At 62.6% G+C, this 13,106-nt stretch carries 15 protein-coding genes; 6 read left to right on the forward strand and 9 right to left on the reverse strand.

Annotated elements, in window-relative coordinates:
- Positions 1-46: 46 nt before the first annotated feature.
- Positions 47-517, forward strand: coding sequence for a hypothetical protein (locus tag ROE7235_RS08355; protein ID WP_147434188.1), 471 nt, complete (start codon positions 47-49; stop codon positions 515-517).
- A 10-nt stretch (positions 518-527) separates the two neighbouring features.
- Here ROE7235_RS08355 and ROE7235_RS08360 read toward each other — a convergent pair whose 3' ends face one another.
- The 9 genes from ROE7235_RS08360 to ROE7235_RS08400 all read right to left on the reverse strand — a co-directional run bounded on the left by ROE7235_RS08360 (position 528) and on the right by ROE7235_RS08400 (position 8,609).
- Complete coding sequence (locus ROE7235_RS08360; protein ID WP_121094560.1) at positions 528-1,289, reverse strand: TIGR02186 family protein; 762 nt, start codon at positions 1,287-1,289, stop codon at positions 528-530.
- Positions 1,289-2,209, reverse strand: a complete 921-nt coding sequence (locus ROE7235_RS08365; RefSeq protein WP_121094562.1) for a sulfite exporter TauE/SafE family protein — start codon at positions 2,207-2,209, stop codon at positions 1,289-1,291. The genes ROE7235_RS08360 and ROE7235_RS08365 overlap by 1 nt, the downstream gene beginning before the upstream one ends.
- Positions 2,210-2,233: 24 nt before the next feature.
- Positions 2,234-3,196 (reverse strand): ABC transporter permease, encoded by a 963-nt coding sequence (locus tag ROE7235_RS08370; RefSeq protein WP_183073412.1) that lies wholly within the window; start codon positions 3,194-3,196, stop codon positions 2,234-2,236.
- Positions 3,196-4,290 (reverse strand): ABC transporter permease, encoded by a 1,095-nt coding sequence (locus ROE7235_RS08375; RefSeq protein ID WP_121094565.1) that lies wholly within the window; start codon positions 4,288-4,290, stop codon positions 3,196-3,198. Before ROE7235_RS08375 ends, ROE7235_RS08370 begins: the two co-directional genes overlap by 1 nt.
- Positions 4,287-5,858: an ABC transporter ATP-binding protein gene (locus ROE7235_RS08380; RefSeq protein ID WP_121094567.1), complete on the reverse strand. Its 1,572-nt coding sequence runs from the start codon at positions 5,856-5,858 to the stop codon at positions 4,287-4,289. The genes ROE7235_RS08375 and ROE7235_RS08380 overlap by 4 nt, the downstream gene beginning before the upstream one ends.
- Before the next feature lie 9 nt (positions 5,859-5,867).
- Complete coding sequence (locus ROE7235_RS08385) at positions 5,868-6,857, reverse strand: BMP family lipoprotein (protein WP_121094569.1); 990 nt, start codon at positions 6,855-6,857, stop codon at positions 5,868-5,870.
- Between the two features lie 156 nt (positions 6,858-7,013).
- Entirely contained in the window at positions 7,014-7,424 is a 411-nt protein-coding gene (gene rimI / locus ROE7235_RS08390) for a ribosomal protein S18-alanine N-acetyltransferase (protein ID WP_121094571.1), read from the reverse strand.
- Complete coding sequence (tsaB, locus tag ROE7235_RS08395) at positions 7,421-8,062, reverse strand: tRNA (adenosine(37)-N6)-threonylcarbamoyltransferase complex dimerization subunit type 1 TsaB (protein ID WP_121094573.1); 642 nt, start codon at positions 8,060-8,062, stop codon at positions 7,421-7,423. The genes rimI and tsaB overlap by 4 nt, the downstream gene beginning before the upstream one ends.
- Positions 8,052-8,609, reverse strand: a complete 558-nt coding sequence (locus ROE7235_RS08400) for a NifU family protein (RefSeq protein ID WP_121094575.1) — start codon at positions 8,607-8,609, stop codon at positions 8,052-8,054. Before ROE7235_RS08400 ends, tsaB begins: the two co-directional genes overlap by 11 nt.
- 121 nt (positions 8,610-8,730) lie before the next feature.
- Here ROE7235_RS08400 and ROE7235_RS08405 point away from each other — a divergent pair, with 121 nt between their 5' ends.
- From ROE7235_RS08405 to phnD, 5 genes are all read left to right on the forward strand, one after another.
- On the forward strand, positions 8,731-9,804 hold the full coding sequence (locus ROE7235_RS08405) for a threonine aldolase family protein (protein ID WP_121094577.1): 1,074 nt from the start codon (positions 8,731-8,733) through the stop codon (positions 9,802-9,804).
- A 9-nt stretch (positions 9,805-9,813) separates the two neighbouring features.
- Positions 9,814-10,851, forward strand: a complete 1,038-nt coding sequence (gene pyrC / locus ROE7235_RS08410; protein ID WP_121094579.1) for a dihydroorotase — start codon at positions 9,814-9,816, stop codon at positions 10,849-10,851.
- A 73-nt stretch (positions 10,852-10,924) separates the two neighbouring features.
- The gene (locus ROE7235_RS08415) at positions 10,925-11,593 is read left to right on the forward strand and encodes an orotate phosphoribosyltransferase (protein ID WP_121094581.1); all 669 of its coding nucleotides are present in this window, start codon (positions 10,925-10,927) and stop codon (positions 11,591-11,593) included.
- A gap of 3 nt (positions 11,594-11,596) precedes the next feature.
- On the forward strand, positions 11,597-11,908 hold the full coding sequence (locus tag ROE7235_RS08420; protein WP_121094583.1) for an antibiotic biosynthesis monooxygenase family protein: 312 nt from the start codon (positions 11,597-11,599) through the stop codon (positions 11,906-11,908).
- Positions 11,909-12,121: 213 nt separating this feature from the next.
- Positions 12,122-13,069 carry a phosphate/phosphite/phosphonate ABC transporter substrate-binding protein gene (gene phnD, locus ROE7235_RS08425; protein ID WP_121094585.1) on the forward strand — a complete coding sequence of 316 codons (948 nt, stop codon included), beginning with the start codon at positions 12,122-12,124 and terminating at the stop codon, positions 13,067-13,069.
- The last annotated feature ends 37 nt before the right edge of the window (positions 13,070-13,106 follow it).

The following is a 13,106-nucleotide window of genomic DNA, read 5'->3' on the forward strand; positions in this document are numbered from 1 at the left end:
CATGCCCATACCATCGGACAGTCAATTTCTGCTCGAGGCGCAAATCATGTCAGACACCCAGATACGGCAACCTTTTGGTTGGGCCGCCTTCGGTACCGGGGCGGCTGCCCTGATTTTAGTCATTGCGATTTTCTGGGCCGGGCCCTTCGCGCCGCAACAGACGGTTGGCACCTCTCTGGGCGACATGGCCGCCGAAATCGCCAAATCCGCTGCGCGTGCCGCATCGGGACAAGACACGCCGCCACCCCAGCCCGTGCCGCGCGACCTGGATGATTACCTAAATGTCGCCACGGGTGTTCTAGCGGGCCTGGCCGTGGTGTTCGGCCTTGTCTCTTTCGTGCGACACGAAGCAAAACGCGCCGCCATTTCGGGCGTTGCGCTTGGCGGGCTGGTGATCGGGTTCCAGCTTTTTGCATGGACGATTATGATGATCGCCGGCGCGCTGATGATCGCGACGCTTGTCTATGCGATGCGATACGTCTTTGGCGATACATTCGGCGGGTTATTCGGCGGCTGAACACTGCCGATCAGCTGCGCATCAGCCGGAACACCGCCGATGCGCCCCATCCAAAGACAACCGCAACGAAGAGCGACAACAGCCCGTAAAGCGCGGGCTGGTCATAGGCGAGCGTGTAAAGCCACCGTTCCAGCACGGCTTTGCGCACCTCGATGAACGTTTCATGCTCGTCGACCACGGCCCCGTCGCGCAGCAGGAAAATGCGCGCGGCGTAGCTGCCTTCGACAATGTTCTTGGGCAGGGTAATGCGGGTGGTGAACAGCGTATCACGCTCCAGCGCGACAGCGCTTTGCCCTTCCTGATACAGCCCTTCATTCTGGCGAATGCGGATCAGCGCCTCGGTAAAGGCGGCAGGGTCGGTCACATCGCCACCGCTGCGGGCCTCGAATATCGCCAGCCGGGTTGAAATGCGGTAATCCAGATCGGCCTCTGGCGACAGAATATCGGCCAAGGGCGCGGTGCTGGCCACTGCATAGAAGCTGGGGGCGGCGCGCACGTCTTGGGACTCGGTATTCATCCAGATCCCTGCGCGGCGCGCCTTGCGCCAGATGGTAGCGGCTTGCGGCGGGCCTTCGACAGTCACGATCACGTCCAGCGGCCCATCCGGGATGGCGCCGTCGCGGCGCACACCGCCAAAGATCAGGATATCCGAGCCCACGAAATTGACCGTCAGCGCCACGCTGTTCTGGCTCAGGCCCGCGACCACCTCTTCCTGCGCCTGTGCGGGTAGCGCACCGCATAGCAGCATCAGACATATCCAGAGCCGTGCCATCACGCCCCCTCTGCCACAGAGATGGAATACAGTTCCGCTGGTGGCCACAGCAGGTCGAACGCGATTTTGCCGCACACCGCCAGCACCAGAAGCGCCAGCAAGATGCGCAACTGTTCCGCGCCCAGCTTCAGCCCGAGGCGCGTGCCGATCTGCGCACCGATCACGCCGCCGATGATCAGGAACACCGCCAGCATCACATCGACCGTCTGGTTGGTGATGGCGTGCATCATGGTGGTAAAGGCCGCAACGAACGTGACCTGAAACAGCGATGTGCCAATCACGACCTTTGTCGGCATGCCCAGCAGGTAGATCATGGCCGGCACAAGGATGAACCCGCCGCCGACCCCCATGATCGCGGCCAGAATACCCACGCCAACCCCGACCAAAAGCGGCGGCACCACGGAGATATACAATCCCGATGCGCGGAACTTCATTTTCCATGGCAGGTTATGCACCCAAAGATGGGTATGCCGTTTGCGCCGTGGCGCGGTGCCCGAGCGGGTGCGCAGCATGGCCCGGAGGCTTTCGTTGAACATCATCGCGCCGATGATGCCCAGAAAGATGACATAAGACAGTTGCACGATCAGGTCGATCTGGCCCAAGCGGCTCATCAGGTTGAAGAACCAGATGCCGATGATAGACCCGATCAGGCCGCCCGCCAGCAGCACCCAGCCCATGGGCAGGTCCACCGTCTTGCGTTTGAGATGCGCAAGCACGCCGGAAATGGAACTGGCCACAACCTGGTTGACCCCGGTCGCCACCGCAACGGGGGGCGGCACGCCGATGAAGAACAACAGCGGTGTGATCAGAAACCCGCCACCCACACCGAACATGCCCGACAGGACACCAACGCCGCCGCCAACCCCCAGCAACGTGAACGCGTTGACAGAGGTTTCGGCAATGGGAAGGTAGATTTGCATACTCGGTCCCGGCGCGGCGCGCGGCTAGTGTTCTTTCACATAAGGGCTACCCCCCGCACGCGGCGGAATGGCACGCCCGACGAACCCGGCCAGAATGACGACGGTCAGGATGTAGGGCAAGGCCTGCATGACCTGAATGGGAAGTGCAAGGCCCATGATCTCGATGGATTGGAAGCGGTTGGCCACGGCTTCCAGCAGGCCGAACAGCAGCACCGCACCCATTGCGTGCCATGGCCGCCATTTGGCAAAGATCATCGCCGCCAGCGCGATATAGCCGCGACCTGCGCTCATATCCTTGACGAACCCTGCCGACAGGCCGGTGGACAAATACGCCCCCGCCAATCCGCACAGTACGCCGCAGATCGCGACGGCGCCGTAGCGCATTCCGATTACAGAGATGCCCGCCGTGTCGACGGCTGCGGGGTTTTCGCCCACCGCGCGCAGACGCAGACCGAAACGGGTGCGGAACAGCAAGAACCATGTCGCGGGCACACAAAGGAAGGCAACGTAAACCAGCAGCGCATGCCCAGAGAAGATGCCATAGACTGGCCCCAGCACGGGCACATCGGCCAAGGCTTCGGCAAAGGGCAGCTCCAACGGTGCCATACGCGCATCGCCCGTCAGCGACGGCGTGCGCCCGCCCTGCTGAAACCAACGCTGCGCAATCACGACCGTGATCCCGGCCGCCAGAAAATTGATCGCCACGCCGGAAATAAGCTGGTTGCCCCTGAAGGTGATAGAGGCCACGCCGTGAATGAGTGACATGCAGACCGACACGGCAATCCCCGCCAGCACGCCCAGCCAGACATTCCCGGACACGAACGCAATGGCAGCGGCCAGAAACGCGGCAGCCAGCATCTTGCCTTCCAGCCCGATATCGAAAATGCCCGCGCGTTCAGAGATCAGCCCGGCCAAACAGGCGAACAGCAACGGGGTCGCCAGCCGCAAGGTGCTGTCCAGAACCTGCGCGAAGGTTGCCATATCCATCAGCCAGTCCTCCGGATCGCAAAGAGTTTCGCGATGGGAATGCGCACCATGTTGTCCAGCGCGCCGGTGAACAGGATGACCAGCGCCTGAATGACCACGATCAATTCACGCGGAATGCCGGTCCAGAGCGCCAGCTCCGCGCCGCCCTGATACAGAAAGCCGAACAAGATCGCCGCCAGAAACACCCCGAACGGATGGTTGCGCCCCATCAGCGCAACCGCGATCCCGATAAAGCCCGCGCCTTCGACCGCGTTCAGGACCAGGCGCTCCTGCTCTCCCATGACGTTGTTGAGCGCCATAAGACCGGCCAACCCGCCGGAAATGAGCATCACGATAATGGTGATCCGCGCAGGGCTGATGCCGGCATATTTCGCAGCGGGCTCGGATTCGCCGAAGGCGCGGATCTGGTAGCCAAGCCGTGTGCGCCACAGCATCCACCACACCGCGAAACACAGCGCCGTCGCGATCAGAAGTGAGATGTTCACCGGCGGAACCTTGGAAAACGGAATACCGAACAGACCAAGGATTTCATGCAGCTTCGGCAGCGTCGTCGCGTCCGGAAAGCGCGGCGAGGACGGGTCTTGCGACCCTTGCGGGCGCAAAAAGCTGACCAGCATGTAGTTCAGAAACGACGCCGCGATGAAGTTGAACATGATCGTGGTGATCACGATATGGCTGCCGCGCTTGGCTTGCAGATAGCCGGGGATGAACGCCCAAAGCGCGCCGAAAGCCGCAGCCCCAAGGCTTGCGCCCAACAGCGCCAGGGTCCAATGCGGCCACGGGATGTACAGGCAGACCAAGGCCACGCCCAAACCGCCCAAAGCCGCCTGTCCCTCGCCGCCGATATTGAACAGCCGCGCTTGGAACGCCACGGCGACGGCCAGCCCCGTGAACATGAAATTCGTTGCGTAATACAGCGTGTAGCCCCAGCCATAGCTGGACCCGAACGCACCATCGACCATTAGCTTGACGGCTTCCCACGGGCTTTCGCCAATGGCCCAGATCAGCACGGCAGAAATGACAAAGGCCAAGAACACCGACAGCAACGGCACCAATGTGACGTCGGCCCAATGGGGTATGCGTTTGGTGCTCATGCCTGTTCCATCCCTGCCATCAGCAGGCCCAGTTCGCGTGCGTCGGTCGCATCAGCCATGCGCTCGCCCATGATACGGCCATCGAACATGACCAGTATACGGTCGGCCAGCGACAGGATTTCATCCAGCTCGACAGAGATCAGAAGCACCGCCGCGCCCGCATCGCGCAGCTCTATCAGGCGCTGGTGGATGAATTCGATTGCGCCAATATCCACGCCGCGCGTGGGCTGGCCCACCAACAACAGGTCGGGGCCGTATTCGATTTCGCGCGCCAGCACGATTTTCTGTTGGTTCCCGCCCGAAAACCCTTCGGCGGGAAGCTGCGGGTCGGGGGGGCGCACGTCGAAGCGTTCCATCTTGGCGGCGGTGTCGGCGACAATCGCCGCGCCATCCATGCGCCATGGGTTGGGATTGTAGCGCGGATCATGGTGGTAGCCGAGCGCGGTATTCTCCCACGCATGAAACGGCAGAACCAACCCGCGCCGGTGGCGGTCCTCCGGCACGTGGGCAATGCGGGCGGCGCGGCGCGCCTGCCCGTTGCACTCTGGCCCCGACAGCGGCAAGGGTTCCCCGCGCAGCCATGCTTGCCCTTCGGCCTCTCGCAGGCCCGCCAGCACTTCCAACAATTCGGACTGGCCATTGCCGGCGACACCCGCAATCCCCAGAATTTCACCGGCGCGGATGGAAAAGCCGATCTTGCGCAAACGTTCCACGCCTTGCGCATCTACCAGCCGCAGCCCGTCCAACCGCAGCACTTCGTCACCCGGCTGTGCCTTGGTTTTTTCTACGCGCAACAAAACCTTACGGCCCACCATTAACTCGGCAAGTTCGGTCGCACTGGTGTCCGCTGTCGGTCGCGTCGCGACAATCTCGCCACGCCGCATGACGCTGACAGCATCGGTAACATCCATGATCTCGCGCAGCTTGTGGGTGATCAGGACAATGGTTTTTCCCTGCTCTTTCAACCCGCGCAGGATGCGGAACAGATGGTCGGCCTCTGACGGGGTCAGCACGCCCGTCGGTTCGTCCAAGATAAGGATATCGGCTTCGCGGTAGAGCGCCTTGAGAATTTCCACCCGTTGCTGGTGCCCGACCGACAGGTTCTCGATCAACGTGTCCGGGTCGACCTCCAGCTCGAAATCTGCGGCAAGCTGCTTCAGCACGCCGCGCGCGCGCTTGCGCGACGGGCCCAGAAGCGCACTATCCTCTGCGCCAAGGATGACGTTTTCCAGCACGCTGAAATTTTCGACCAGTTTGAAATGCTGGAATACCATCCCGATACCGGCACGGATCGCGGCCAGACTGTCGGGAATTTCGGTGCGGGCCCCGTTTATGAACACCTCGCCCGAATCGGCCTTGTAGAACCCGTAGAGGATAGACATCAGCGTCGATTTGCCCGCGCCATTCTCGCCCACGATGCCGTGGATCGTGCCGCGCTGCACGGTGATGGAAATATCCTTGTTGGCCTGAACGGAGCCGAACGCCTTGGAAATGCCCCGCAATTCTATCGCGGGCACAGAGGGCGCGGCAGTCTCCTGCCGCGCCGCTTGGTCTGTCGTCGCTGTCATACCCGTTGCTCAGAAAGCCGGGCAGGTGCTGTCGGAACGATAGTCATGCACCATGGTTTCGCCCGCGATGATCGCTTCGCGTGCGGCCTCTACCTCGGCCTGCATCTCTGCAGTGATCAGCTCGGCGTTGTTGTCATCGACCGCGTAGCCGACCCCATTGGCCGACAGGTCCATGGTCACGATGCCTGTTTCCAGACCGGGGCCCTCGGAAAACGCGTCATAAACCGCCTGATCGACCCGCTTGAGCATGGAGGTCAGAACAGAGCCGGGGTGCAGGTAGTTCTGGTTGCTGTCCACACCAATCGAATAGACGCCCGCATCGGCGGCGGCTTGCAGCACGCCCAGCCCCGTGCCGCCCGCTGCCGCGAACACCACGTCAGACCCTTGGCTGACCTGACCGCGCGCGATTTCACCACCGCGCACCGGGTCGTTCCACGCGTCGGGCGTGTTGCCGGTGTAGTTGACGATCACTTCCATATCGGGGTTCACGGCTTTCGCGCCTTGGGCATAGCCGCAGGCAAACGCGCTGATCAGCGGGATTTCCATGCCACCGACAAAGCTGATCGTGTTCGATTCCGATGCCATTGCCGCCAGCATCCCGACCAGGTAGCTGCCCTGATGCTCTGCAAAAATGACCGAGCGCACGTTGGGCAGGTCTGCCACGGCGTCGATCAGCACGAAGGAGGTGTCTGGATAGTCGGGTGCCACTTCTTCCAGCGTCGGGGCGTTCTGAAAGCCCAGCACGACGATGGGGTTGGCACCGGATTCGGCCATGCGGCGGGTGAACTGCACACGCTGCGCGGCCGACTGCATCTCGATGTCGCGGTAGTCACCGCCGGTTTCGGCCTTCCAACGTTCTGCGCCGTTATACGCAGCCTCGTTGAAGGATTTGTCGAACTTGCCGCCGAGGTCGAAAATCAGCGCCGGCTCGGCCACGGCCACGCCGGTGCCCAGCGCCAGCGCGGACACGGAAGCGGACAGGGTTTTGAGGATTGTCATTCAAGCTCTCCTGTTGGGATGCGCGACTTATGCGCGCTTGGGGAATAGGGAACACTCGCGGTGCGCCGCGATTGGACACGATTAACGCCCTAAGGGCAGGCAGGGTCAACAGGAAAAACCGGCGCACCGGCCCGTTGACCATGAAGTGACCAAAGGTCAGGCCAATCCGCGTTCCAGCAGCAGCGCGTCAGCCGGCAGCGTGCCCGTGCGCGTATAATAGCCCCGCCGTTGGCCGGTCTGCACGAAGCCCGCACGCGCGTAAAGGGCTCGGGCGGCGACGTTGTCGGTAGCAACCTCCAGGAATATCCGCGTGGCGCCGCGCTCTGCGGCCTGCGCCTGCGCCGCGCTCAGAAGCGCTGTGCCATGGCCCTTCCCCCGCGCGGCAGGCGCAACCGCAAGTGTCAGCACCTCGGCCTCGTCCAGCACCACGCGCAGCACGGCAAAGCCTTGGGCGCAGGTCACAAGCAATGTAGTCGGGTCTTGCAGGAACGCGGCGAAATCCTGCGCCGACCACGGGTCATGCGGAAAGGCCGCCGCATGCAGCGCCGCCAATGCGTCTGGCGTCATGACAGCATTACCGGGCCGGGGTCATTCGAGGGGGCGGCATCGGGCGCGCGCAGATAGAGCGGCGCGGGGCGCGGTTGTGGGCTGTCCAAGCGGCTTGCGGCAATCTGCGCGATTGCCACGGCCAAAGGTGTGGCGCTCGACAGCACCCGCAACGCGCGATCTGGAAAAAGCGCCGCGCCGGTGCCGGTTACGGCAACACCCTCTGCAATGCCCGTGGTGGACACGTCCAGCAACAGCGGTTCCCGAACCGCGTCGTCAAAATCCTGCACATAGACCATACCGCGCCGCGCATCCTCGACCACCGTCACGGGACGCGGCAAGCCATGGGCGCGTGCGTCGAATACGCTGACACCGATGGCCGGCACGCCCAGGCCCAGCGACAAGCCGCGCGCGGCGGCTACGGAGATGCGGATGCCCGTGAAATTGCCGGGGCCAATGCCCACGCCAATCGCCGCCAGATCGGCCCACGCTGCGCCAGCTTGGGCAAGCACCTCTTCCAGCAGCGGCATCAGCCGTTCGGCCTGCCCGCGCGCCATGTCCTCTTGCAATTTGGCCAGCACGCGGTCGCCCGACACCAAAGCGGCCGCGCAATGCGCGGCCGATGTGTCAAAACCCAGAACAAGCGCGTCAGACCGCAACGGGCCGGACCTCTGTCACCTCTGGGATGAAATGGCGCAGCAGGTTCTCGATCCCCATTTTCAGCGTCAGGGTAGAGGACGGGCAGCCCGCGCAGGCGCCTTTCATGTGCAGATAGACCACGCCGCGTTCAAACCCGTGAAAGGTGATGTCGCCACCATCCTGCGCGACCGCGGGGCGCACGCGCGTATCCAGCAATTCCTTGATCTGGCCCACGATTTCGCTGTCCGGCCCGTCATGGTCGGTATGGCCCGACTGCGCCGCGCCTTCAATGGCGGGCGCACCGGATTGGAAATGCTCCATGATCGCGCCCAACACTTCGGGCTTCAGGTGTTGCCATTCCAGATCGTCGCCCTTGGTGACGGTGATGAAATCGAGCCCCAGAAACACGCCGGTCACGCCCTGCACCGAAAACAGGCGCGTGGCCAAGGGTGACGTGCCCGCCGTATCCGCAGACGGGAAATCGGCCGTGCCCACTTCCATCACGTCCTGCCCGGGGATGAATTTCAGCGTGGCGGGGTTCGGGGTGCTTTCGGTCTGGATGAACATGCGCAAAACTCCTTGCTGTTGGTTGGGATATGCGCCCTGCCCCCAAAGCTGTCAAGGTCGCCACCTTGACAGTGCCCGCACCCCCGCGCAGCTTGGGGCAACTCTATAAAAGGCCCCGCCCATGCATTTCGCCTCCGACAACACATCCGGCGTGCCAGACGCCATTCTGGACGCCCTGCGCGCGGCCAATACGGGCTTTGCCATGGGCTACGGGGCGGACCGCCATATGGATGCCCTGCGCGACCGCATCCGCGCATTGTTCGAGGCCCCAGCGGCAGAGGTGTTCCTTGTCGCCACAGGGTCCGCCGCCAATGCGTTGGCCTGCGCCAGTTACTGCCCGCCTTGGGGCGCGATCTATTGTCACAAGTTGGCACATATCGAAGTGGACGAGTGCAGCGCGCCGGAGTTTTTTACGGGCGGGGCGAAACTGACCCATGTGGATGGACAGGATGGCAAGATTGACGTGGGCGCCTTGGCGCGCGTGCTGGCGCAGTCGGGCAAGGGCGTAGTGCATCATGTGCAACCGGGTATGGTCAGCCTGACCAACCTGACCGAATGCGGCACGCGCTACTCTGTGTCAGAGATCGCGGCGCTTGCGGACATTTCCCATAGCCACGGTCTGCCAGTGCATCTGGATGGCGCGCGCTTTGCCAATGCGCTGGTCGCCGAGGGCTGCTCGCCCGCAGAGATGACATGGCGGGCGGGCGTCGATGTGCTGTGTCTGGGCGGCACAAAAAACGGGCTGATGGGGGTGGAAGCGGTGGTGTTCTTTGACCCCGCACAGGCGTGGGAATTCCAGCTACGCCGCAAACGGGGCGGGCATTTGCCGTCGAAACACCGGTATCTCTCGGCGCAGATGCTGGCTTGGCTGGAGGAGGATCTGTGGCTGGACCTTGCCCGCCATGCCAATACCATGGCCGAACGGCTGGAAACGGGGCTGACAGGGCACGCCGACATCGCCTATCCACGCGGTGGTAACATGCTGTTCGCCACATGGCCGCGCGCAGGCCATGAGCGGCTGCAAGCTGCGGGTGCCGAATACTACCTCTGGCCCGACCACGCCACATGGGAAGACCCCGACCCGATCGGCGCGCGGCTGGTGACAAGCTGGTCCACGACGAAGGATCATGTAGACCGCTTCCTCACGACACTGGCGGGGCAAAACGCACTGGCATCCGGCGCGGCGCTTGGCTAAGGACAGGCCATGACACAGATCACACTGCCCCGCCCCGATGACTGGCATCTGCACCTGCGCGACGGGGCCATGCTGGAAGGGATCGCGCCCGAGAGCGCGCGGCATTTTGCCCGCGCGATCATCATGCCCAATCTTGTGCCGCCTATCGTGACGGGCGCGCAGGCCGCCGCCTACCGCGAGCGCATCATAACGGTCGCGGGCGACAGCTTCACCCCCTTGATGACGCTCTATCTGACCGAGGACACTGACCCGGCGGACGTGGTTGCAGCCCATCGCGACGGGATCATCACGGCCGTCAAGCTCTATCCCGCCGGGGCGACAACGAATTCTGCCTCTGGCGTGACGAATTTCGACAAGGTGCGCCCGGTCCTCGACGCAATGGCAGAGGCGGGTATCCCGCTGTGCTGCCACGGCGAGGTGACGGACCACGATATCGACATTTTCGACCGTGAAGCCGTGTTCATCGACCGCGTGCTGGACCCCATTCGCCGCGCCACGCCGGGGCTACGCGTGGTGATGGAACATATCACGACCGCCGATGCGGTCGCCTACGTCCAAAGCCAGCCCGAAAACCTGGGGGCGACGATCACGACGCATCATCTGGTCATCAACCGCAACCATATCCTGGTTGGCGGGATCAAGCCGCATTACTACTGCCTGCCCGTCGCCAAGCGCGAAAGCCACCGGCTGGCACTGGTGCAGGCTGCAACATCGGGCGATGCGCGGTTTTTCCTTGGCACCGACAGCGCACCGCACACGGATGATGCCAAGGAAAATGCCTGCGGCTGCGCGGGCTGTTTTACCGCCACCAACACCCTATCCATCCTTGCGCATGTGTTCGACGCAGCAGGCGCGCTCGACAAGTTGGAGGGGTTTGCCAGCCGCAACGGGCCCGCCTTCTACCGCCTGCCAGTGAACGCGGACACGATCAAGCTGGAGAAAACCGACGCCCCCGTCCCCTACCCCGCCAAGATCGACACCGGTGCCGGCCCCGTCACCGTGTTCGACCCCGGTTTCCCGCTGCATTGGGCGGTAACTCAAGCCTGAACGGCGTCTTCATCTTGCCAAAAATACTCAAATACAGCGTCTGCCCCAAAGCCCGCCGCCCGAAAGGACAGCCATGATCCCCGCCACATACCCCGACCGCGCCACCGCCGCCCGCCTGACCGCGCGGATGCTCTTGGACATAAAGGCGGTGCATTTCAACGCGGCCGAGCCGTTCACGCTGGCAAGCGGTCTGAAGGCGCCGACCTATATTGATTGTCGCAAACTGATCAGCTTTGCGCGCATCCGTTCCACGCTGATGGATTTCCTGACCTGCCGCGTGATGGAAGATGCAGGGATGGAGGCATTTGACAATATCGCAGGCGGCGAGACTGCGGGCATTCCGTTTGCCGCGCTGGTCGCCGAACGCATGGCGCTGCCCATGACCTATGTGCGCAAGAAGCCCAAAGGCTACGGGCGCAATGCGCGCATTGAAGGTGCAATGACAGAGGGCCAGCGCGTGCTGCTGGTCGAAGACCTGACCACGGATGGCGGGTCCAAGCTGTCCTTCGTCGACGCGATCCGCGAAACAGGGGCGAGCTGCGCGCATACGGCGGTGATTTTCTATTACGGCATATTCCCCGAAACCGAACCACGTCTGGCAGAGCATGGCGTGAAGCTGCACTACCTGTGCACATGGTGGGACGTATTGGCCGAAGCGCGGCGGGCTGAGGATTTCGACACCGCTACGCTGGACGCGGTGGAAGCGTTCCTGCGCAACCCGCGCGACTGGGGCGGCGCCTGAACGGTGGCCAAGGACCGGATCACACGCATTTACCGCGTTCGCATCCACCCCAAACTTCGGGACGAATTCGAACCGCTTTTCGCAAGCGTCGCGCGCGCGTCTGTTGCGGGTGCACCCGGATGCATGCAGGTCACTATTGGCTGGCCCGTGCCGCAGACGCCCGACGACTATGCCATGATCTCCGAATGGGACAGCGCCGAAAACCTGACCCGGTTCATAGGGCCGGATTGGTCACAGGCGCATATCCCCGACGGCATGGCGCATTTCGTGGCGGATTGCGCGGTGCAGCATTTCCAGCACCCGGCGCACGCCTAGCCGCATAGCCAAAAACACCAGCCCGTGTTGATCAGCATCGTAAAGCCGGACGGCCCACCAGGCGCGCGGAAACGCCCGCATGTCCGCATGACGCGAAAATCCTTGTCAGCTTAGGTCAAAAACTGTCATAAATCTGTCATGGGATTGTAAAGTAACTGTCAAACTGCGCCGCTAGAACGGGGCTCAGAACAACAACCCCCAAGGGAGAGAACTATGTTCAAGACATTCCTGACCACCGTAGCGGCGGCAGCACTTCTGGCCGTGCCCGCGACCGCGTTCGAAATTGACGAGCGCTACACAGATGCCGATGGCGACCTGATCGCCGACATCCCCAGCGACGAATCGCAGTGGCTGGACCCGGCGACGCTGATCTTTGCCTACACCCCGGTTGAAGACCCGGCGGTTTATGCCGAAGTTTGGCAGCCGTTCCTTGACCACATGTCCGAAGTGACCGGCAAGTCGGTGCAGTTCTTCCCCGTGCAGTCCAACGCTGCGCAGATCGAAGCAATGCGCGCAGGCCGTCTGCATGTCGCTGGTTTCAACACCGGCTCGAACCCGCTGGCCGTGGCCTGTGCAGGGTTCCGCCCCTTCGCCATGATGGCGGCGGAAGATGGCTCTTTCGGGTACGAGATGGAGATCATCACCCATGCCGAGTCCGGCATCTCGAGTGTTGAAGACATCAAGGGCCGCCAACTGGCCTTCACGTCCGAAACCTCGAATTCGGGCTTCAAGGCACCGTCGGCTATTCTGGCTTCGGAATTCGACATGCTGCCAGAGCGCGACTTCGAAGCCGCGTTTTCCGGCGCGCATGACCAGTCGATCCTGGGTGTGGTGAACGCCGACTATGACGCCGCATCCATCGCCAACTCCGTGCGCAAGCGCATGGTGGCACGCGACGTGATCACCGAGGACGCGGTTGAGATCATCTACACGTCGCAGACCTTTCCGACCACGGGCTACGGCACTGTCTACAACCTGCATCCCGACCTGCAGGAAAAGGTTCAAGAAGCATTCTTCAGCTTTGACTGGACCGGCACCTCGATGGAAACGGAATTCCAGAACTCGGGCGAATCCCAGTTCATCCCGATCACCTTCCAGGAAAACTGGGCTGTGATCCGTCAGATCGACGAAGCCAACGGCGTCAGCTACTCCTGCAACTGATCGCTGGATAAAACAAATTCTCGGCAGGCAGGGTTTT

The organism is Roseinatronobacter ekhonensis, assembly GCF_900499075.1.
Lineage (GTDB): Bacteria > Pseudomonadota > Alphaproteobacteria > Rhodobacterales > Rhodobacteraceae > Roseinatronobacter > Roseinatronobacter ekhonensis.

Coding starts and splice junctions, on each gene's coding strand:
- ROE7235_RS08380 (WP_121094567.1), bottom strand. CDS start 5,858: ATGACAGCGACGACAGACCAAGCGGCGCGGCAGGAGACTGCCGCGCCC.
- ROE7235_RS08385 (WP_121094569.1), bottom strand. CDS start 6,857: ATGACAATCCTCAAAACCCTGTCCGCTTCCGTGTCCGCGCTGGCGCTG.
- ROE7235_RS08370 (WP_183073412.1), bottom strand. CDS start 3,196: ATGGATATGGCAACCTTCGCGCAGGTTCTGGACAGCACCTTGCGGCTG.
- pyrC (WP_121094579.1), top strand. CDS start 9,814: ATGACACAGATCACACTGCCCCGCCCCGATGACTGGCATCTGCACCTG.
- rimI (WP_121094571.1), bottom strand. CDS start 7,424: ATGACGCCAGACGCATTGGCGGCGCTGCATGCGGCGGCCTTTCCGCAT.
- ROE7235_RS08355 (WP_147434188.1), top strand. CDS start 47: ATGTCAGACACCCAGATACGGCAACCTTTTGGTTGGGCCGCCTTCGGT.
- ROE7235_RS08365 (WP_121094562.1), bottom strand. CDS start 2,209: ATGCAAATCTACCTTCCCATTGCCGAAACCTCTGTCAACGCGTTCACG.
- ROE7235_RS08400 (WP_121094575.1), bottom strand. CDS start 8,609: ATGTTCATCCAGACCGAAAGCACCCCGAACCCCGCCACGCTGAAATTC.
- ROE7235_RS08375 (WP_121094565.1), bottom strand. CDS start 4,290: ATGAGCACCAAACGCATACCCCATTGGGCCGACGTCACATTGGTGCCG.
- ROE7235_RS08360 (WP_121094560.1), bottom strand. CDS start 1,289: ATGGCACGGCTCTGGATATGTCTGATGCTGCTATGCGGTGCGCTACCC.
- ROE7235_RS08405 (WP_121094577.1), top strand. CDS start 8,731: ATGCATTTCGCCTCCGACAACACATCCGGCGTGCCAGACGCCATTCTG.
- ROE7235_RS08415 (WP_121094581.1), top strand. CDS start 10,925: ATGATCCCCGCCACATACCCCGACCGCGCCACCGCCGCCCGCCTGACC.
- phnD (WP_121094585.1), top strand. CDS start 12,122: ATGTTCAAGACATTCCTGACCACCGTAGCGGCGGCAGCACTTCTGGCC.